This window comes from Nitratireductor indicus C115 (assembly GCF_000300515.1).
Lineage (GTDB): Bacteria > Pseudomonadota > Alphaproteobacteria > Rhizobiales > Rhizobiaceae > Nitratireductor > Nitratireductor indicus.
Genome location: NZ_AMSI01000001.1, coordinates 16,549 through 35,269, shown reverse-complemented (window position 1 = coordinate 35,269; position 18,721 = coordinate 16,549). Strand labels below are relative to the sequence as shown.

The following is an 18,721-nucleotide window of genomic DNA, read 5'->3' as shown; positions in this document are numbered from 1 at the left end:
CCGAAGATCGTGCCGCATACTTCCATGCTCAGCGAAGCATGAACTACAACACCGAAAGGAAACACGCATGGGAATTACCTGTTTCATCCGATATGAAATCGACCCGTTCAAGCGCGAGGCCTTCGAGGCCTATGCCCAGGCCTGGGGCCACGCGATACCGGCCGCGGGTGCGGACCTGATAGGCTATTTCGCGCCCCACGAAGGCTCGGCCACCACTGCTTATGGCGTCTATACCGTCGACAACCTTGCCGCCTACGAGGCCTATCGTGCAAGGCTCGCTACAAGCCCGGAAGGGCGCGAGAATTATGCCTTCGCAAAACGTGAGCGGTTTATCCTGAAGGAGGACCGGCTTTTCCTGAAACTTGTATCGACACCGCCCGCTTCAGGGAACGAGTCATGATTGCCGTCATCTTCGAGGTGGAGCCCGCCGAGGGAAACCGCGACGCATATCTCGATATCGCTGCGAGGCTCAGGCCCTTGCTCGATGAAATAGATGGCTTCATATCCATCGAGCGCTTCCAGAGCCTGGCCGACCCGAACAGGATCCTGTCTCTCTCCTTCTGGAAAGACGAGGAAGCGGTAAAGGCATGGCGCAACACGGAGGAACACCGGCAGGCACAGCATGCGGGGCGGGGCGGTATATTTTCCGGCTATAGACTTCGGATCGCGCATGTGGTGCGCGACTACGGCATGCACGAACGCGGTGAAGCGCCGCGCGACAGCCGCACGGCGCATGGCGCGTAGGATCGTCAGGCGTTGCCGATCAGCATGCCCGCGCCGAAGACAAGGGCGCCACCGAGCACCACCTGGAAGATCGCCCGGCTCCATGGTGTATCCATGTAGCGCTTCTGCACCCAGGCGATGGCCCAGAGCTCCAGGAACACGATAATGAAGGCAATGACGGTCGCGGTCCAGAAATGCGGGATGAGATAGGGAAGCGCGTGGCCGAGGCCGCCCAATGTCGTCATCAGACCGGTGGTCACACCACGCTTGATGGGAGAGCCGCGCCCTGAAATCACGCCATCGTCGGATGCAACTTCCGTGAAGCCCATGGAAATGCCCGCGCCGATGGAAGCGGCGAGGCCGACCAGGAAGGTCTGCCAGGTATCACCGGTGGCAAAGGCGGCAGCAAAGATCGGAGCCAGCGTCGAGACGGAGCCATCCATCAGGCCCGCGAGGCCGGGCTGAACATAGGTCAGCACGAACTGCTTGTGTGCAGTGTCGTCTTCCTCCGCACGCTCGTCGGGGCCAAGATGTTTTTCCGTCAGCCGATGGGCAAGCGACTCATGCCCCTTTTCGGCCGCAGCGAGGTCACCCAGCAATTTGCGCGTGCCGGCATCCTGCGTTCGCTTGGCCGCCTCCACATAGAAGCGATGCGCCTGCTCCTCCATCGTCTCGGCCTGGGCACGCACCTTTTCGAGGCCGAGCGGCCGCACCAGCCAATCGGGCTTACGGTTGTAATAGCCGCTCACATGCTCCCGGCGGATCAGCGGAATGCGATCGCCGAAACGCTGCTGATGAAGAGCGATGAGGGCAGCGCGGTGCCCATCCTCCTCTTCCGCCATCTCATCGAAAATGCTCGCGGAATGGGGGAACTCGTCACGCAGGCCGTCGGCATAAGCGCGATAAATGCGGGCGTCGTCCTCTTCCGAGGAAATGGCAAGCGCGAGGACTTCCTGCTCGCTCAAGGACGAGAACGGGCGTCGATTGGCGCCAAAGAAACGTGAAAACATCGAGGCAATCCAGTTTTTAGAATAATTCTAAATTATGGACTACCTCCCCCTCCGTCAAGGTCGCATCGATCAATCGAGGGTGCGACGGAATCGCAGGAGCGCGATGCCCGCATAAATGAGGATAAACAGAGCAAGGATGCCCATCTCGAAGGCGACCTCCGGCAGTGCCGCACCCTTCAGCATGACGGCACGAATCACCCGCAGGAAATGGGTGAGCGGGAAGGTTTCGCCGATCCACTGGGCCCAGTCCGGCATGCCGCGGAAAGGAAACATGAAACCGGAAAGAAGGATGGACGGCAGAAAGAAGAAAACGGTGAGCTGGAGGGCCTGCATCTGCGTGCGGGCGAAGGTGGAGAAGCTGTAGCCCAGGAGCACGAGCGCCGACACGAAGATGAGCACGGCAAACAGGAGCAGGATGACGCTGCCTACGAAAGGGATGCCGAACAGGGCCTTCGACGCCCCTAGGATAACCGCGACCTGCACCGCGCCGACAACCAGATAAGGCAGCACCTTGCCAAGCATGATTTCAAGCGGCGTAGCCGGCATGGCGAGAAGATTTTCCATCGTGCCCCGTTCGCGCTCACGCGTCAGCGCAATGGAGGTCATCATGACCATGGTCATCTGGAGAATGACCCCGAGAAGGCCCGGAACGATGTTGTATTGGGAGATGCCTTCGGGATTGTAGCGGCGATGCACGACGACCTGGAGCTGGGCGGCTTGTTCCGCCGCATCGGGAGAGGTTCCCCTCTCGCGCACAAGCGCCTGGGAGGCCACGGTGCCAAGCGTGGAGATGGCGCCGGAAGCGACCGAAGGATCGGTCGCATCGGCCTCGATCAGGATTTCGGGGTTCTGGCCGCGATCCACGCGGCGCGCGAAATCAGACGGAATGGTGACGACGAAAACCACCTCGCCGCTCGCCATGAGCGCTTCCGCCTCGCCGGCCGTGCGCACGATGTGATCGAAGCGGTAATAACCGGTGTTCTCGAGAGCCGAAACGACCGCCCGGCTGTAATGGTCCTGGCTGAGCGCGAGAAGCGCTGCCGGCAGGGCCTTGGGATCGTTGTTGATGGCGAAGCCGAACAGAACCAATTGCATCAGCGGCACGCCGAGCATCATGCCGAAGGTGATGCGGTCGCGCCGCATCTGGATGAATTCCTTGACCAGAAGCGCGGAAAGCCGGCCGAAATCGAGGATGCGGCTCATTGCATATTGTCCTTCGACTTGGCCATGAACTGGATGAACACATCCTCCAGGCTCGTTTCGCCACGGCGAACCGAAACGCCCTCACGGGTGGAAAGATCGGCCAGGGAAGATTTAAGCAACGCCTCGTCGGAACCAACCACGTGCAGGCTCGCACCGAACGGCGCTACCTGCTCGACACCCGGCCTGTCGCGCAGTTCCTTGGCGAGCCGCTCCAGCTTCGGCCCGTCGACGAGATAGGTGGTCAGGCCCGCATCCCGGACCACCTCGTCGACCGTTCCCGTGGCGAGCATGGTTCCGTAGGAAATGTAGGAAATGCGATGGCAGCGCTCGGCTTCGTCCATGTAATGGGTGGAAACGAGCACAGTCAGGCCGTCGCCCGCGAGATAATGAATCTCATCCCAGAAATCGCGGCGCGCCTTCGGATCGACGCCGGCGGTCGGCTCGTCGAGCATCAGGAGCTTGGGCTTGTGCATGATGCAGGCCGCAAGGGCGAGGCGCTGCTTCCAGCCTCCCGAAAGCGTGCCGGCAAGCTGGTTGCGCCGCGAGGACAGGCCAAGATCGGCAAGCGTGCGATCCACATAGTCCTTGACCGGGCTGAGCTTGTAGAGGCGCGCCACGAAGGCCAGGTTTTCGGCGATGGTCAGGTCTTCGTAAAAAGAGAAGCGCTGGGTCATGTACCCCACCTCGCGCTTGATGAGCAGACCTTCACGACGCAGATCGTAGCCAAGCACCGTGCCATGCCCCTCGTCCGGGGTCAGAAGGCCGCACATGATGCGGATGGTGGTTGTCTTTCCTGACCCGTTGGGACCGAGAAAGCCGACGATCTCTCCCTTGCGCACCGTCATGGAGACATCGTTGACGACCGTCTTGTCGCCGTAGCGCTTGACGAGGCCGTGGACGTCGATGGCGTTCATTTCGGCTCCTTTCGGCGGCTGCCGGAGATGATGGTTCAGCTGCCGTTGTCGGCCCCTTCGCGGTCGATATGAACATCGACGATCTGACCGGGCTGGAGGCCGGAATTCATGTCCTCAGGACGCGCCTCGACGAGATAGACGAGCTTCTGGCGGGTCTCGAGCGAATAGATGACCGGGGGCGTGAACTCGGGATCGGGAGAAACATATGAAATGCGCGCCGTCAGCCCTTCGCGGCAACCGTCACAATTGACGCTGAGGCGCATGCCGGTCTCGACGCTCGAAAACTGTTCCTCCGGTACATAGACCTTCAGTTTCACCGCACCGTCGGGCAGGAGCGAAACAACGGGCGCGGAGGGGCCTGCAATGTCGCCGCCATTGCGGATGATGTCATCTATGCGACCGGCCGCAGGGGCCTTGATCGTACGCTCGGAGAGACGCCAGCGCGCCTGTTCCAGTGCGGCCTGCATCTGATCGCGCCGCTTGGCAGCGGCGTTGATCGCCTCTGCGCGGGCGGGAAGGCGCGCCACCGCGAGATTGGCCTTGGCCTGGCCGACACGGGCGTCGGCGAGATCCTTCGAGGTCTGCGCCTTATCGAGCTCGGCCTGGGTGGCAATGCCGCGCTTGAAGAGATCCTGCGTACGGGCAAGAACCCTGCCCGCCTCAACCTTTTCGGCATCGGCGGATACGAGCGTCGCTTCCAGGACCGCGATTTCCTCCGGCCGCTTGGATTCCTTGAGATCGGCAAGTTGGGCTTCAGCCTCGGCAAGGGCGGCTTCGGCTTGGGTAACGGCGATCTCTGCCCCTGTCGGATCCATCAGCGCCACCGTCTCCCCCGCCTCGACGCGGGCACCGCGACTGACCGCCACGGCGGCAAGCTGGCCGACCTCGGTCGGGGCAAGCAACACATAGTCGCCTTCCACATATCCGACCGCAAGCGGCGCTGCCGGAGCACAGGCATTGAAAAAGCCGGCGATGAAGGGAATGGCGCAGACGAAGCTCATTTCTTTTCCTTTCCGGAAAGATGCCGGTCGAGAATGGCGTGCAGATTATCGGTTGCGACAGAGGAGAGCATCGAGGCTTCGCGACGGGTTATCTCCGCCCATCCCATGCGCCGGCGGACGGCTTCCGCGCCAATGCGGAAATAGACCACCTGCCCTATCATGGTGAAAACGGTAAGCCGTGTGGTTTCGCTTTCGGCCGGTTCACCGGTTGCAGCCTCCCACACCCGGCAAAGCCGCTTGTGCATGGGCTCGAACAGCCCCTCATAGATGCGGTCGAGAGCAACCGTCGGATTGGTCAATTCCCGCAGCAGGAAATTCACGATGAGACCGGCTTCGGGCTGGGCAGCCACAAATTCAGTCATCGTCTCGACAACGCGCATGAGCGTTGCCCGCGCCTCCTGGGGCGTGGCCGGCTCGATGGCTTCACCATCGAGATCGAGTACCGGGCCGGCAATCTGGCTTATCAGCGCGATAATATGATCCGCACAGGCGACCCGCAGGCCGTCCTTGCCGCCGAAATGATAGGAAATCGAGCCGATATTGGCTTTCGCCGCCGCCGCGATCTCGCGTGTGGTCGTGCCCTCGAACCCTTTTTCGCCGAACAGCTTGAGCGAAGCCAGAACGAGCGCGAGCCGCGTGTGCTCTGCCGATGTCAGCCTCTTCCTGCCAGGGTTCAAAAGATTCTCGATCGTCGTCATAATTGCCGTTTAATCAATCGATTGACTAAAGTCAACGGCAGCCTTTTTCAAAAAGCTCTCCGCTGCGGTTTCCGGCGGGCGGTAAAATGCATTAAGTTCCCCCGTGTTTTATCTAAACACGCATGCGGTGAGGCCGATGAGCGAACAGACCAGCACCATGCTCGACCGGCTCGGCCGATTTCTGGCGCGGCGGCTACAAAGCGAATCTTCCGGCTATCAGCCCTACACGCCATCCGACCCGCAAATCCTGCACCGGACACTGCATCCCGGCGACATCCTGCTCATCGAGGGTAACCAGCGGATTTCGGCGGCGATCAAATATCTGACCCAGTCCACCTGGAGCCATGCCGCGCTCTATGTGGGAGACGCTCTGCCGGAACCGGAGGACGGTTCGGATCGCCCGCGGCTGATCGAGGTCAATCTCGGCGAAGGCTGCATTGGCGTGCCGCTCTCCAAATACCGCACCTACAATACCCGCATCTGCCGGGCGAGCGGCCTGACCCCGGATGACCGCGAGGTCATCGTCAATTTCATGATCAGCAAGATCGGGTCGCGCTACGACATGCGCAATATATTCGATCTTCTGCGCTATTTCATGCCGACGCCACCGGTGCCCGTGCGCTGGCGGCGGCGCATGATCGCCCTGGGATCGGGCGACCCGACGCGCGCCATCTGCTCCTCGCTGATCGCCGAGGCCTTCCAGAAGGTGCGCTATCCGATCCTGCCGGAAATCACCGATGCGCCGGGCCGCACCGCGGCACATTCCAGTTATTCTCGGCGCGAGATTCTGCATATTCGTCACCACACCCTTTACACACCGCGCGACTTCGACCTCTCGCCCTATTTCGAGATCGTGAAGCCGACGCTCGTCTACGGCTTCGACTACAAGCGGCTCGTCTGGGCCCATGAACCCGACCAAACACAGGAAACCGGCCCCGGGGAAACAACCGCAGAAGCGCCGAAGGAGACCGGTTGATGGAGCTCCACGTCGCCTTGACGCTGCTCTTCTTCTTTTTTGTCGTCTATTCGCTGGTGGCCCGGCGGCTGGAAGCCTCCATCCTTTCAGGCCCCATGCTCTTCACCGCCATCGGCTATGGCTTTCTCAGCATCGACGCAGGCCTGATTTCACCACTCAACAACTCGGTGGTGAAATTTCTGGCCACCTCGACGCTCGCCATCATCCTGTTTCGCGATGCGGCCAATATCCGTATCCCCAGCGTTATCGCCAGGCAGGCAACCGCGGTTCTTTCGGCCCGGCTTCTGTTTCTCGGAATTCCCCTGACCATCCTTGCGGGAACATTGGCGGGGCTGGCGCTCTTTCCAGCTCTCGGCCTGTTCGGCGCACTGGTGCTCGCCATCGTGCTGACCCCAACGGATGCGGCACTGGCGCAACCCGTCTTCGGCAATGACGGTCTGCCCGAGATCGAACGGGAGGCGCTCGACGTGGAAAGCGGCCTCAATGACGGGCTCTGCCTGCCGCTTCTTCTGATCGCGCTCGCCCTTGCTGCCGATACAGGAAGCGGGGAAGGCATGGCAGGCCATGCCACCTTCTTCGCGCGGCAGGTCGTGTTCGGGCCGATCACGGGACTGGCCGTTGGATATGCCGGGGCTGCTGCTGCATTGCGCGCCTTCCGAGACCGTGTGTCCTATCCGGCAGGGCGCACGCCCATCATGGTGGCTCTGGCGGGTTTCGCTTATCTGGCGGCCGAGCTTCTGGGCGGCAACGGCTTCCTTGCCGCCTTCACCGCCGGTCTTGCATTCGGCTGGCGGCTACCCGCCGAGACGGTGCGGGACGCAAGCAATTTCGCGATGACGGAAGGTTCGATCCTGACCAATCTCACCTTTCTGATCTTCGGAGCCGTCATGTTGCCGCGCGCCTTCGACGGAGAGGTCGGACTTGCACTTTTCTATGCCGTCCTCAGCCTCACGCTCGTGCGGATGGTTCCTGTTTTCATCGCCATGCTGGGCACCGACACCAGCATGAAGGCACGCCTCTTCGTCGGCTGGTTCGGTCCACGCGGCCTTGCCTCAGTGCTTTATCTGATCCTCGTCGTCGATCAGTCCGGCTTCGATGTCGCCGGCGACGTGACGAACATCGCCGTCTTCGCGATCCTGCTTTCGGTGATCCTGCACGGCGCGAGCGCGCCCTTTGCGCAGCGGGTCTTCTTCCCCCGCCAGAGCGGTTCCACCTGACTGTAAGATAGATGGGCCGTCATTCCATCGCAGCCGCAACGGCATCGCCCGCAGGCGCCCGCTTGGGCATGCGCAGAAGGAGCACCAGCGGCATGGCGGCCAGCGTGACGATCATCATCAGCTTGAAATCATCGATGTAGGAAATCATCAACGCCTGCTGATTGACCAGCTGCTCGGCAATGGAAAGCCCGGTCGGATTGCCCTGTGCGGCACCTGGAATGGCCTGCAGCGCGGGATTGAACGGATTGATATGCGTCGAGAGCTCGGCATGGTTGATCTGGGTGTTGCGGGTGAGCAGCACCGTGACCACCGAAATGCCGATGCTCGAACCGATGTTGCGCGTGAGGCTGAACAGGCTGGTGCCATCGGTTCGATATTTCGGATCAAGGGTCGCGAACGCGACCGTCGACAATGGAACGAAGACCAGCCCAAGACCCAGCCCCTGAACGACGCCCGACAGGATGATCAGGTGATCGTCCATCTGAGGCGTGAAGCCGGTCATGATGTGCAGCGACCATGCCGTGAGCGATAGCCCGACGACGACCAGCACGCGCGCATCGATGAAGCGGACCAGACGGCCGACAAGGATCATGGACACCAGAGAGCCGACACCGCGCGGGGCCATCACCAGGCCGGTGAGAATGGTCGAATGGCCGAACAGCCGCGACAACATGGGCGGCAGCAGCGCCAGGCTTGCAAGCAGGATGATGCCGACGATGAAGATGAACACCAGGCCGGTGACGAAGTTGCGGTCGCGGAAAATATGCGCGTCGATAAAGGTGTCCTTGCCGGTCATCAGGTGGATGGTGAACACCCAGAAGCCGATCAGGCACAGGCCCAGCTCGATCCAGATTTCGGCTGCCGAGAACCAATCGACCTCAGCACCGCGATCGAGCATGAGCTGGAGCGCGCCAACGCCGAGCGAAAGCATGGCGAAGCCGAAGAAATCGAAGCCGCGCAAGCGTCTTGCAATGTTGGGCAGGTAGGCCGCACACCCCAGGAAGGAAAGAATGCCGACCGGAAGGTTGATGAAGAACACCCAGCGCCAGTTCATCGTTTCCGTGAGCCAGCCGCCCAGCGTCGGGCCGATGATCGGCCCGACCATGATGCCGGCGCCCCACATGGCCATGGCCGAACCATGGTTTTCCTTGGGATTGATGTCGAGCAGGAACGTCTGGGAAAGCGGCACGATGGCCGCGCCGAAAATGCCCTGGAACAGGCGAAACATCACCATGGATTCCAGGCTCCAGGACAGGCCACAGAGCATGGAGAAAACCGTAAAGCCGACGACGCTTGCCAGAAAGAACTCGCGCCTGCCGAAACGGTCCGACAGCCACCCCGTCATCGGGGTCATGATGGCCGCAGCAACGATGTAGGAGGTGAGAACCCAGTTGATCGTGTCAGGCGAAGCGCCGAGATCTCCCGTCATGGCGGGCAGCGCGACATTGGCGATCGTCGTGTCGAGCACCTGCATGATGGTGGCAAGCATGATCGAAAGTGTGATCAGCCCACGATGAGGAACGGCCTCGTGCGAGGACGCGGCGGCTGCCGACATGGTTCTTTACCCGTTCTGTTTCCTGCTTCGAAAGCCCGGCCCGGAGCAATTCACCGTTTCAAGGAAATGCTGCGCCCTGCACCATTTCCTTGTCTGTGCGCGCAATGCTCTATTCGGCGGCCTTTGCCGTGCCGAGAAAATTCAACCCGCGTGCGACCTTGGTGTCGACGGTGACCGTCGCGCTCATGCCGGTGCGCAGGAGATCCGCCTCACGCCCATCGAGCTTCAAACGCACGGGAATGCGCTGCGTGACCTTGACCCAGTTGCCCGTGGCATTCTGCGCAGGAAGCAGGGAGAATTCCGCGCCGGTGCCCGCACCGATGCTTTCAACCGTCGCCTCGACCGGACGATCCGGATAGGTATCAAAGATGATCTCAGCCGTCTGGCCGGGGCGCATATTGGTGAGCTGCGTCTCCTTGAAATTCGCCTCGACCCAGGTCTCGCCGGTCTCGACCAGTGAGAACAGCGAACTGCCGGCGGTGACGAACTGACCGGTCTTGAAGGAGGCAGCCTGCGAGATGATGCCATCGGCCGGCGCGCGCACAGTCGCCTGATTGAGCGTGTAGGCAGCCTTGTCACGCGCGGCGAGCGCTGCAAGCACACTCGGATGCTTGTCCGTCTCGATCTTGGCGTCGCCGCCCAGCGCGGCAAGCGCTCCAGCGGCCGCCTGCTCGGCGGCAATCTGGCTTTCGCGGGCGCGGCGCAAATCACGCTCGGCCTCGTCGAGAGCCGATTTGGAACTTATGCCCTTGGTGGAAAGGTCTTTCTGCCGGGAAAGCTGGGTATCCAGATAGGATACCTCGCTTTCGGCCGAACGCTGCTGCGCGACCGCCTGGCTGTAACTGGTGCGCAGCTGCTCAACGGTCAGACGTGCCGCCGCCAGCGAGGCATCGGCCTGCGCCAGAGCAATGCGGTAAGGCTCGGGGTCGATGCGGAAGAGCACGTCACCGCGCTTCACATGCACATTGTTCTCGACGTCGGATTCGATCACACGGCCTGAAGCCTCGGACGCTATCGTAACCTTGGCCTGCTGAAGATAGGCGTTTTCGGTCTCCTGAAAGCGACCGCCCGTGATCCACACGTAACCGCCGCCCACGACGAGCGCGAGCGGCAGGGCCAGCATCAACCCGAGACGCAGACCCCTGCGCCTCTTCGCCGGAGCCTTTTCAGCAAGTTCGACCGGCTTTGCTTCACCGGAAATTTCGGCCTTGGCGTTCATTTCGTCCAACCCTCTTGTCCCGACCTGCCGCTGACGGGGCATTCGCCAACCGGCGCGCCCAGATTGTCAGCCATCTGTTTCAGCAACCGGACAAGCTCCAGCTGCTCGTGTTCGCTCATTCCTGCCAGCGCCTCGTCATAGACGACCGTGGCAACCTGCTTCACATCGCCGAAAAGCGAGCGCGCCTTCGCGGTTGCATAGACCATGCGCACCCGGCGATCGGTCGTGCCCTGCCGGCGCTCCACCCATCCGCCTTCGGCCATGCGGTCAATCAGGCGCGACACGCTGATGGGCTCGATTTCCAGAAGCTCCGCCAGACGCGCCTGCGGCACGCCCTCTTCCTTGAAGAGGCGAAACAAAAGCCGCCATTGGGCGGCTGAAAGACCGTACTCGCTGCTCTTTTCCTGGAAACGCTTGCGCATCAGGCGCGCCGTGTCATGGATCAGAAAGCCGAGTTTCTCGACATTCGCGTTTTTCATGAGCGTCATATATTATAAGCATGCTTACTAATCAATAGCGCAAATAGCTATTATGCCGTGTGCTTTCCGCGCTCCGAACGCCGCTGCTACCGCGCTATCTGCTTGTAGAAGGCATGGCCGCCTGCTAGAGCCTGCGACATGACGAAAACGCCGCTTTCCCATATCCGCAATTTTTCCATTGTCGCGCATATCGACCATGGCAAGTCGACGCTCGCCGACCGGCTGATCCAGATGACCGGCTCGCTGGAAGACCGCGAGATGAAGGAGCAGGTGCTCGATTCCATGGACATCGAGCGCGAGCGAGGCATTACGATCAAGGCACAGACCGTGCGCCTTGAATACGATGCCCGCAATGGCGAGCATTATGTGCTCAATCTGATCGACACACCCGGCCATGTGGACTTCGCCTATGAAGTCTCGCGCTCGCTCTCGGCCTGCGAGGGCTCGCTGCTGGTGGTGGATGCCTCACAGGGCGTGGAGGCGCAGACGCTGGCCAATGTCTATCAGGCAATCGACAACAATCACGAAATCGTGACCGTGCTCAACAAGGTGGACCTGCCGGCCGCCGACACGGAGCGCGTGAAGGAGCAGATCGAGGAAGTGATCGGTCTCGATGCTTCCGACGCGATCCCCATCTCGGCCAAGACAGGCGTCGGCATCGACGACGTCCTGGAAGCCATTGTGCATCGCCTGCCGGCCCCCAAGGAAGGCGACCCGGACGCACCATTGAAGGCGCTGCTGGTCGATAGCTGGTACGACGCCTATCTCGGCGTCATCGTGCTTGTGCGCATCATCGACGGGCGCCTGAAGAAGGGGCAGACCATCCGCATGATGGGCACCGGAGCGAAATACCCGGTCGACCGGGTCGGCGTCATCACGCCGAAAATGCTGATGGTCGAGGATCTCGGCCCCGGTGAGATCGGCTTTATCACCGCTTCGATCAAGGAAGTGGCCGATACCCGCGTTGGCGATACGATCACCGAGGATCGCCGGCCCACGGCGAAAGCGCTTCCCGGCTTCAAGCCGGCGCAGCCGGTGGTCTTTTGCGGCCTGTTCCCGATCGATGCCGCCGATTTCGAGGATCTGCGCACCGCCATGGGCAAGCTGCGCCTCAACGATGCCAGCTTCTCGTTCGAGATGGAGACTTCGGCGGCGCTGGGTTTCGGCTTCCGCTGCGGCTTCCTCGGGCTTCTGCATCTCGAAATCATCCAGGAACGGCTGGAGCGCGAGTTCAACCTCGACCTGATCGCCACCGCGCCCTCCGTGGTCTATCGCATGAACCTGACTTCGGGCGAGATGCTGGAACTGCACAATCCGGCAGACATGCCCGACGTGGTGCGCATCGCCTCCATCGAGGAACCGTGGATCAAGGCGACGATCATGACGCCGGATGAATATCTCGGTTCCATCCTGAAACTCTGCCAGGACCGGCGCGGCATCCAGACCGACCTTTCCTATGTCGGCAAGCGCGCGCTCGTGACTTACGAGCTGCCGCTCAACGAGGTGGTGTTCGACTTCTACGACCGGCTCAAATCCATTTCCAAGGGCTATGCCAGCTTCGATTACCAGCTCACCGGCTATCGCGAAGGCGATCTGGTGAAAATGCAGGTACTCGTCAATGAAGAGCCGGTGGACGCGCTTTCCATGCTGGTGCACCGGCAGGCGGCGGAAAAGCGCGGTCGCGCCATGTGCGAGAAGCTCAAGGAACTCATCCCCCGGCACATGTTCAAGATTCCGATCCAGGCCGCCATCGGCGGCAAGGTGATCGCGCGCGAAACGCTCTCCGCCCTGCGCAAGGACGTGACTGCGAAGTGCTATGGCGGCGACGTGACCCGCAAGCGCAAGCTGCTGGAGAAGCAGAAAGAGGGCAAGAAGCGCATGCGCCAGTTCGGCAAGGTGGAGATTCCACAGGAAGCCTTCATCCAGGCGCTGAAGATGAGCGACTAGATCGGTTCACCGTTTCACGGAAACTCTGAACCGATCTATCTCTTTGTTTTTCCGCATGTATGCAGACGTAAGGTGATTCCACCTGACTGCAAAATACTCTAAGCGCTTCCGCCTCACCCTCTACGTGACCTGTCGCCATCCCCCATCGGGATGGGCAGGATCAACCCGGTCGTCGGTTCTCGGGGTTATCCGGGTTCAAATGATAGCCGGGGCCTATGGTCAGCGGCTTTTCGGGAACGACAGTATCGCTGATCTGGCTCGAATAGCTGTGCTCCTCCGCCCAGAGGAGTGCCTTCTTTTCCCGGTCATAGACCTTGATCGCGACATGATATGGCTTCTTGGCTTCGACGCCCCGAAGCGGTGGGGTTCGCAAGGCATAGCGGTTCGTCATGGTGCTGACCCGCTCGGCAACGACCAGCGGCGCTCCGCCAGCGGGATTTTCAAAGCTTGCCTCGATAATCGACCCGCTTGCCAGGGGCCGGACCACGAGAGCGGTGAAGCCGTAGAACACCTCACCCTCACGATAGTTGAACATGAAGCCGCCGCCCAGAATCTTCAGATAGGGGGCGTTGGCCGGGTTGTCGCGCGTGTACCAGCCGATGGCGAACAAAACCACGCACAACGCCAGCCCTCCGGCGACGATGGATTTAAGAGAGAGTATTTGCATTGCAATCCTCCGTCCTGAAGCGGCGCAGTCGGTTGTGCTGCCTGACTGCAAAATGCCCTAGCCGGCGTGGCGAGCGGCATACCGCCGGGCCTTGGCCGCGCCTCCGCAATGATCCATGCTGCACCATCGGCGAGACCCGTTTCTGGTCTCGTCGAAAAACAACCACCCACAGCCGTCAGGGCCCGGGCATTCCTTCAGGCGTCCGAGATCGTCTTGCGAGAGCATTGCACCGGCCGAAAGCGCAACGGCGTGAACCGGCGCGGCAAGGTCGAGCCGCGATGCATCCCATCGCCAGTCGAACCTGCGCCCTGCATCGGCAAGCACCTGCCTGTCTCGGGCTGCGCGCAGGCTTTCGTTGAGAGCGCTCAAAGAAACTCCCGGCACAGCCTCATTATCGATCAACGCCTTGAAAAGGCCGTAGAGCGCCTCGCGAAACGCGACAGCCTCGCGATGAGCAGCGGTTGCTCCCTCGCCATCATGCAAACCCGTTTTCTCAAGGCGTGCCATCACGTCGGCTTCGAACAATGCGGTCTGCCTGCACCAGCCGGCCAGCGCTGCCCAATCGGGCAGATAGTCGCGCGTGGCGGGACGCGAGCGACTGTTCACCGTGTTCACGAAGTCGAGGCAAAGCCTTCCGCCGAAACGGAACGGAACCGGCCATGCGCCATCAACTGAGCCATTCATTGCGGGACTCCCTGAAAACCATCTAAATGTATTTAGCCGGTTGGTCAATCGCATCGGAAAGCGGGCATTAACGATCGCCGTTGCAGATTTCGACAAGTGCCAGCCAAGGCCGGACGTCAAAAAGCTCCGGCCCAGCCAGAACGAGGGTTTCGCGTTGCACAACAACAGATATAGCAACGTGCAGATTGCGCTCCACTGGATGGTGGTTGCGCTGATCATCGCGCAATGGCTGACCTCGGACTCGATAGCGCGGACGCACAATCCGCTGATCCCGCCTTCTTCGACCGATCTGCTTCTGCATTCGCTGCACAATTACGGCGGTATGGTCATCGGGGTTCTGGTAGCGCTTCGGATCGTCCTGCGCTTGATGCGGCCCGTGAAGCCGCCAGCAGGGTTGGCCGCATGGCAGAAACAGGCGGCCTTTCTCGTGCAGTGGGGGCTTTATGCCTCGCTGCTCGCACAGGCAGCGACCGGTCTTGCCACATCCTATCTGACGGGCAAGGCGGCGCCTGTTCACGCCTTTCTCTGGAATGTCACGCTGACGCTTGCATTTGCGCACATCGTCGCCGCGCTGATCCATATCGTCAGGCGCGACGGCATTGCAGAACGTATGAAGCCACGGTTCGGAAACCGCCCGGCAGCAACACCGGGCAACAGGAAGCCCTAAAGCGGCCCATCATCTCGTGGAAACGCTGCCCTGCTCCATCCCCTTGCTTCCGCATCTATGCGGACGTCAGATGACCCCATCCGACTGCAAAATGCTCTAGATATCCAGGTTGGCGACCGATAGGGCGTTATCCTGGATAAACTCGCGGCGCGGCTCCACTTCGTCGCCCATGAGACGTGAGAACAGGGAGTCGGCGTCGGTCGCATCGGGCACCTTCACCTGAAGCAGCGAGCGAGCGTTCGGGTCCAGCGTTGTTTCCCAAAGCTGCTCGGCATTCATCTCGCCAAGACCTTTGTAACGCTGCATGGTGAGGCCGCGCCGGCCCGTGGCGAAGACCGCGTCGAGCAATGCCATGGGACCGGAGATCACTTCCGATTTGTCCTTGCGGCGCAGGACCGGCGGCTTGGAATAGACTTCCTGCAGCCGTGCCGTGTAACGGTCGATCGCGCGCGCATCCGCCGAGCCGATGAGGCTCGAATCCAGCACCACGACCTCGCGAACGCCACGCACCGTACGCTCGAAAAGATAGCCGCCGGTTCCCTCGTTCGAGGGGTTCACACGACCTTGCCAGCCACGCTCGGTTTCCTCCGATATGATGTCCAGACGCTTGGCCACCTCGTCAGCGGCTGTCGCAGCGCGCCCCGGATCGGCAAGCACGGCCGCATTGAGCGCGCCGGCGATTGCCGCCTGCTCGACAACCCCACGGCTATAGCGGGTGTGCAGACCGTTGATCAGGGTGCGCACCGCAAGCGCGTCATCGACGGCTGCCTTCAGGTCATGGCCGCTGCGGACCTCGCCATTGGCGATCTCCAGCGTCGCTTCCTCCAAGCCGGTATCGATCAGGAACCGCTCGAAAGCAGCCTCGTCCTTGATGTACTGCACCGACTTGCCGCGCGTGACCTTATAAAGGGGCGGCTGCGCGATGTAGAGATGCCCGCGCTCGATCAGCTCCGGCATCTGCCGGAAGAAGAAGGTGAGCAACAGCGTACGGATGTGAGCGCCGTCGACGTCGGCGTCCGTCATGATGATGATCTTGTGGTAACGCAGCTTGTCGGCGTTGAACTCGTCCTTGCCGATGCCCGTGCCAAGCGCGGTGATGAGCGTTCCGATCATGTCGGAAGACAGCATGCGATCGAAGCGGGCGCGCTCCACATTGAGGATTTTGCCGCGCAGCGGCAGGATCGCCTGGTTCTTGCGCGAACGGCCGGACTTGGCCGATCCGCCAGCCGAGTCACCCTCGACGATGAAGAGTTCGGACTTGGCCGGGTCGCGCTCCTGGCAATCGGCGAGCTTGCCGGGCAGGGAGCTGATGTCGAGAACGCCCTTGCGGCGCGTCAGTTCGCGGGCCTTGCGCGCAGCCTCGCGGGCGGCGGCAGCCTCCACCACCTTGCCAACGAGCGTGCGGGCTTCGCCGGGATGCTCCTCGAGCCAGCTGCCGAGCGCCTCGTTGACGAGGCTTTCCACCACCGGGCGCACCTCTGAGGAAACCAACTTGTCCTTTGTCTGGGACGAGAATTTCGGATCGGGCACCTTCACCGACAGGACGGCAGTCAAGCCTTCGCGGCAGTCGTCGCCAGTGAGCGAGACCTTTTCCTTCTTGGTGAGGCCCGACGTGTCGGCATAGCCGGTGACCTGGCGGGTGAGAGCGCCGCGGAAGCCAGCCATATGGGTGCCGCCATCGCGCTGCGGAATGTTGTTGGTGAAGCAGAGCACGTTCTCGTGGTAGGAATCGTTCCACCACATCGCAAGCTCCACCGTGATGCCGTCGCGCTCGCCGCGAATGGAAATCGGCGTGTCGATCAACGGCTTCTTGGAACGGTCGAGATATTTCACGAACTCGACGATGCCGCCGTCGAACAGGAATTCCTGCACCTTCTCATCCGCATGGCGCCTGTCGGTCAAAAGGATGCGCACGCCGGAATTCAGGAAGGCGAGCTCGCGCAGGCGATGCTCAAGCGTGTTGTAGTCGAACGTGACCATGGTGAAGGTCTCGGACGACGGCAGGAAGGTGACCTCCGTGCCCGTCTCATCTCCGGCATCGCCCGTCTCGGCCAATGGCGCATCGGCCACGCCATGGGTGAAGCTCATCTCATGAATGCGGCCCTTGCGGCGAATCTTCAGCCTGAGCCAGACCGACAAAGCGTTGACGACCGAGACGCCCACGCCATGGAGACCGCCAGACACCTTGTAGGAGTTCTGGTCGAACTTACCGCCGGCATGAAGCTGCGTCATAATGACCTCGGCGGCCGAGACGCCTTCGCCCGAATGCAAATCCGTCGGGATGCCGCGACCATTGTCGGTCACCGTGCAGGAGCCGTCGGGATTGAGCGTCACCGTGACCAACGTGGCGTGACCGGCAAGCGCCTCGTCGATAGCGTTGTCGACCACCTCATAGACCATGTGGTGCAGGCCGGAACCATCGTCCGTGTCGCCGATATACATGCCGGGCCGCTTGCGGACGGCATCCAGCCCCTTCAGAACCTTGATCGATTCCGCGCCGTATTCGGCCGGTTCGCCAGGAAGGGTTTCGGGCGTGTCGCTCATCGGTGTCTTTCGTTCAGGAGGCGCCCGAAACGGGTTTCGGGACAGCAGGAAAAACCGCCGCGAATCATGCGGCGCGCGTGGTTAAAGATATAGGGGTTTCAGCCCCCTTTTCCAAGTTTCGGGCCGATTCGCGCCTGGGGATGAAATCTGTCGGCCGCGGCCCTTTGCCTTTGGCAAGAAACCGATTATGTAGCCTCTACACAATCCAAGACCGAGGCGGAGACCGGGGCATATGGCCACCATCAGCCAGAAACCAAAGCTCATCACCATTTTCGGCGGCACTGGCTTCATCGGGCGCCATCTGGTGCAGGCCCTCACCAAGCGTGGATACCGGGTGCGCGTGGCGTGCCGCAATCCCAACCTCGCCATCCATCTTCTGCCGCTCGGCAATGTCGGACAGGTTTATGCCGTACAGGCCAATCTGCGCAATCGCGCCTCGATCGACCGCGCGGTGGCGGGCTCCGACCACGTCATCAACCTTGTTGGCATCCTGCATGAATCCGGGCGCCAGTCCTTCAACGTCCTGCAGAATTTCGGCGCCCGCGCGGTTGCCGAGGCCGCCCGTGCGGCCGGTGCCAGACTGACCCATGGTTCGGCCATCGGCGCCGATCCCAATTCGCCTTCCGACTATGCCCGCACCAAGGCGCTGGGCGAGCAGGCCGTTCTCGAAACGATCAAGGATGCGGTGATCGTCCGCCCCTCCATCGTGTTCGGCCCGGAAGACAAGTTCTTCAACCGTTTTGCCAATATGGCACGTTTTTCGCCCTTCATTCCCCTGATCGGCGGGGGCGAGACGAAGTTCCAGCCCGTCTATGTCGGCGATGTCGCCGAAGTCTTCGCCCGCTCGGTCGACGGCGATCTCGAAGGCGGCAAAATCTATGAACTCGGCGGCCCCGAGGTCCTGACCTTCCGCCAGTGCATGGAGCAGATGCTGGACGTTACCTGCCGCAAGCGCTGGCTGGTTTCGGTGCCCTGGGCAATCGCCCGGCTGCAGGGGCGTATACTTGGCCTGCTGCCGAACCCCCTTCTGACGCTCGACCAGGTGAAACTGCTCGAAAAGGACAATGTGGTTTCGGAAGAAGCCGCACGGGAGAAGCGCACGCTTCAGGGTCTCGGCATCGCCGGCCATTCACTGGCTGCGATCCTGCCGATGTATCTCTGGCGTTTCCGCCCGGCCGGCCAGTTCACCCGCAAGCAAGTCCAGTAGGGTCCGCTTC

18 protein-coding genes are annotated in these 18,721 nt (G+C 61.5%); 7 read left to right on the top strand and 11 right to left on the bottom strand.

What is annotated here, in order from left to right; all coding sequences use genetic code 11:
- Window positions 1-67: 67 nt before the first annotated feature.
- On the top strand, window positions 68-400 hold the full coding sequence (locus NA8A_RS00200; RefSeq protein WP_009449190.1) for an NIPSNAP family protein: 333 nt from the start codon (window positions 68-70) through the stop codon (window positions 398-400).
- On the top strand, window positions 397-744 hold the full coding sequence (locus NA8A_RS00195) for an antibiotic biosynthesis monooxygenase family protein (protein ID WP_009449189.1): 348 nt from the start codon (window positions 397-399) through the stop codon (window positions 742-744). The genes NA8A_RS00200 and NA8A_RS00195 overlap by 4 nt, the downstream gene beginning before the upstream one ends.
- 5 nt (window positions 745-749) lie before the next feature.
- Here NA8A_RS00195 and mbfA read toward each other — a convergent pair whose 3' ends face one another.
- The 5 genes from mbfA to NA8A_RS00170 all read right to left on the bottom strand — a co-directional run bounded on the left by mbfA (window position 750) and on the right by NA8A_RS00170 (window position 5,549).
- Window positions 750-1,733 (bottom strand): iron exporter MbfA, encoded by a 984-nt coding sequence (gene mbfA, locus NA8A_RS00190; RefSeq protein ID WP_009449188.1) that lies wholly within the window; start codon window positions 1,731-1,733, stop codon window positions 750-752.
- A 69-nt stretch (window positions 1,734-1,802) separates the two neighbouring features.
- On the bottom strand, window positions 1,803-2,936 hold the full coding sequence (locus tag NA8A_RS00185; protein ID WP_009449187.1) for an ABC transporter permease: 1,134 nt from the start codon (window positions 2,934-2,936) through the stop codon (window positions 1,803-1,805).
- Window positions 2,933-3,850, bottom strand: coding sequence for an ABC transporter ATP-binding protein (locus NA8A_RS00180; RefSeq protein WP_009449186.1), 918 nt, complete (start codon window positions 3,848-3,850; stop codon window positions 2,933-2,935). Before NA8A_RS00180 ends, NA8A_RS00185 begins: the two co-directional genes overlap by 4 nt.
- 35 nt (window positions 3,851-3,885) lie before the next feature.
- Complete coding sequence (locus NA8A_RS00175) at window positions 3,886-4,851, bottom strand: HlyD family secretion protein (RefSeq protein WP_009449185.1); 966 nt, start codon at window positions 4,849-4,851, stop codon at window positions 3,886-3,888.
- Window positions 4,848-5,549: a CerR family C-terminal domain-containing protein gene (locus NA8A_RS00170; RefSeq protein ID WP_009449184.1), complete on the bottom strand. Its 702-nt coding sequence runs from the start codon at window positions 5,547-5,549 to the stop codon at window positions 4,848-4,850. The genes NA8A_RS00175 and NA8A_RS00170 overlap by 4 nt, the downstream gene beginning before the upstream one ends.
- 136 nt (window positions 5,550-5,685) lie before the next feature.
- Between NA8A_RS00170 and NA8A_RS00165 the strand changes: the two genes are divergently transcribed.
- The gene (locus NA8A_RS00165; protein ID WP_009449183.1) at window positions 5,686-6,525 is read left to right on the top strand and encodes a C40 family peptidase; all 840 of its coding nucleotides are present in this window, start codon (window positions 5,686-5,688) and stop codon (window positions 6,523-6,525) included.
- Window positions 6,525-7,742, top strand: coding sequence for a cation:proton antiporter domain-containing protein (locus NA8A_RS00160; RefSeq protein ID WP_009449182.1), 1,218 nt, complete (start codon window positions 6,525-6,527; stop codon window positions 7,740-7,742). The genes NA8A_RS00165 and NA8A_RS00160 overlap by 1 nt, the downstream gene beginning before the upstream one ends.
- Before the next feature lie 19 nt (window positions 7,743-7,761).
- Here the strand turns inward: NA8A_RS00160 and NA8A_RS00155 are convergent, their stop codons facing one another.
- From NA8A_RS00155 to NA8A_RS00145, 3 genes are all read right to left on the bottom strand, one after another.
- Window positions 7,762-9,297 (bottom strand): DHA2 family efflux MFS transporter permease subunit, encoded by a 1,536-nt coding sequence (locus NA8A_RS00155; protein ID WP_009449181.1) that lies wholly within the window; start codon window positions 9,295-9,297, stop codon window positions 7,762-7,764.
- A gap of 109 nt (window positions 9,298-9,406) precedes the next feature.
- Window positions 9,407-10,516 (bottom strand): HlyD family secretion protein, encoded by a 1,110-nt coding sequence (locus NA8A_RS00150; protein ID WP_009449180.1) that lies wholly within the window; start codon window positions 10,514-10,516, stop codon window positions 9,407-9,409.
- Window positions 10,513-11,004 carry a MarR family winged helix-turn-helix transcriptional regulator gene (locus NA8A_RS00145; protein ID WP_009449179.1) on the bottom strand — a complete coding sequence of 164 codons (492 nt, stop codon included), beginning with the start codon at window positions 11,002-11,004 and terminating at the stop codon, window positions 10,513-10,515. The genes NA8A_RS00150 and NA8A_RS00145 overlap by 4 nt, the downstream gene beginning before the upstream one ends.
- 129 nt (window positions 11,005-11,133) lie before the next feature.
- On the opposite strand from NA8A_RS00145, the gene lepA reads away from it, so the two are divergent.
- Complete coding sequence (gene lepA, locus NA8A_RS00140; RefSeq protein ID WP_009449177.1) at window positions 11,134-12,942, top strand: translation elongation factor 4; 1,809 nt, start codon at window positions 11,134-11,136, stop codon at window positions 12,940-12,942.
- Between the two features lie 160 nt (window positions 12,943-13,102).
- Here the strand turns inward: lepA and NA8A_RS00135 are convergent, their stop codons facing one another.
- Both NA8A_RS00135 and NA8A_RS00130 read right to left on the bottom strand, forming a co-directional pair.
- On the bottom strand, window positions 13,103-13,609 hold the full coding sequence (locus tag NA8A_RS00135) for a hypothetical protein (RefSeq protein ID WP_009449176.1): 507 nt from the start codon (window positions 13,607-13,609) through the stop codon (window positions 13,103-13,105).
- 57 nt (window positions 13,610-13,666) lie between these two features.
- Window positions 13,667-14,293 carry a CGNR zinc finger domain-containing protein gene (locus NA8A_RS00130; RefSeq protein WP_009449175.1) on the bottom strand — a complete coding sequence of 209 codons (627 nt, stop codon included), beginning with the start codon at window positions 14,291-14,293 and terminating at the stop codon, window positions 13,667-13,669.
- A 178-nt stretch (window positions 14,294-14,471) separates the two neighbouring features.
- Between NA8A_RS00130 and NA8A_RS00125 the strand changes: the two genes are divergently transcribed.
- On the top strand, window positions 14,472-14,960 hold the full coding sequence (locus NA8A_RS00125) for a cytochrome b (protein WP_240532710.1): 489 nt from the start codon (window positions 14,472-14,474) through the stop codon (window positions 14,958-14,960).
- Window positions 14,961-15,056: 96 nt separating this feature from the next.
- Here NA8A_RS00125 and gyrB read toward each other — a convergent pair whose 3' ends face one another.
- Complete coding sequence (gene gyrB / locus NA8A_RS00120; RefSeq protein ID WP_009449173.1) at window positions 15,057-17,504, bottom strand: DNA topoisomerase (ATP-hydrolyzing) subunit B; 2,448 nt, start codon at window positions 17,502-17,504, stop codon at window positions 15,057-15,059.
- 232 nt (window positions 17,505-17,736) lie between these two features.
- Here gyrB and NA8A_RS00115 point away from each other — a divergent pair, with 232 nt between their 5' ends.
- Window positions 17,737-18,711 (top strand): complex I NDUFA9 subunit family protein, encoded by a 975-nt coding sequence (locus NA8A_RS00115; protein ID WP_009449172.1) that lies wholly within the window; start codon window positions 17,737-17,739, stop codon window positions 18,709-18,711.
- The last annotated feature ends 10 nt before the right edge of the window (window positions 18,712-18,721 follow it).

Bases quoted from the DNA above. Each gene is read 5' to 3' on its own strand.
- NA8A_RS00150 (WP_009449180.1), bottom strand. From the start codon at position 10,516: ATGAACGCCAAGGCCGAAATTTCCGGTGAAGCAAAGCCGGTCGAACTT.
- NA8A_RS00135 (WP_009449176.1), bottom strand. From the start codon at position 13,609: ATGCAAATACTCTCTCTTAAATCCATCGTCGCCGGAGGGCTGGCGTTG.
- gyrB (WP_009449173.1), bottom strand. From the start codon at position 17,504: ATGAGCGACACGCCCGAAACCCTTCCTGGCGAACCGGCCGAATACGGC.
- NA8A_RS00145 (WP_009449179.1), bottom strand. From the start codon at position 11,004: ATGACGCTCATGAAAAACGCGAATGTCGAGAAACTCGGCTTTCTGATC.
- NA8A_RS00155 (WP_009449181.1), bottom strand. From the start codon at position 9,297: ATGTCGGCAGCCGCCGCGTCCTCGCACGAGGCCGTTCCTCATCGTGGG.
- NA8A_RS00195 (WP_009449189.1), top strand. From the start codon at position 397: ATGATTGCCGTCATCTTCGAGGTGGAGCCCGCCGAGGGAAACCGCGAC.
- NA8A_RS00130 (WP_009449175.1), bottom strand. From the start codon at position 14,293: ATGAATGGCTCAGTTGATGGCGCATGGCCGGTTCCGTTCCGTTTCGGC.
- NA8A_RS00175 (WP_009449185.1), bottom strand. From the start codon at position 4,851: ATGAGCTTCGTCTGCGCCATTCCCTTCATCGCCGGCTTTTTCAATGCC.
- NA8A_RS00165 (WP_009449183.1), top strand. From the start codon at position 5,686: ATGAGCGAACAGACCAGCACCATGCTCGACCGGCTCGGCCGATTTCTG.
- lepA (WP_009449177.1), top strand. From the start codon at position 11,134: ATGACGAAAACGCCGCTTTCCCATATCCGCAATTTTTCCATTGTCGCG.
- NA8A_RS00185 (WP_009449187.1), bottom strand. From the start codon at position 2,936: ATGAGCCGCATCCTCGATTTCGGCCGGCTTTCCGCGCTTCTGGTCAAG.
- NA8A_RS00180 (WP_009449186.1), bottom strand. From the start codon at position 3,850: ATGAACGCCATCGACGTCCACGGCCTCGTCAAGCGCTACGGCGACAAG.
- NA8A_RS00170 (WP_009449184.1), bottom strand. From the start codon at position 5,549: ATGACGACGATCGAGAATCTTTTGAACCCTGGCAGGAAGAGGCTGACA.
- NA8A_RS00200 (WP_009449190.1), top strand. From the start codon at position 68: ATGGGAATTACCTGTTTCATCCGATATGAAATCGACCCGTTCAAGCGC.
- NA8A_RS00160 (WP_009449182.1), top strand. From the start codon at position 6,525: ATGGAGCTCCACGTCGCCTTGACGCTGCTCTTCTTCTTTTTTGTCGTC.
- mbfA (WP_009449188.1), bottom strand. From the start codon at position 1,733: ATGTTTTCACGTTTCTTTGGCGCCAATCGACGCCCGTTCTCGTCCTTG.
- NA8A_RS00115 (WP_009449172.1), top strand. From the start codon at position 17,737: ATGGCCACCATCAGCCAGAAACCAAAGCTCATCACCATTTTCGGCGGC.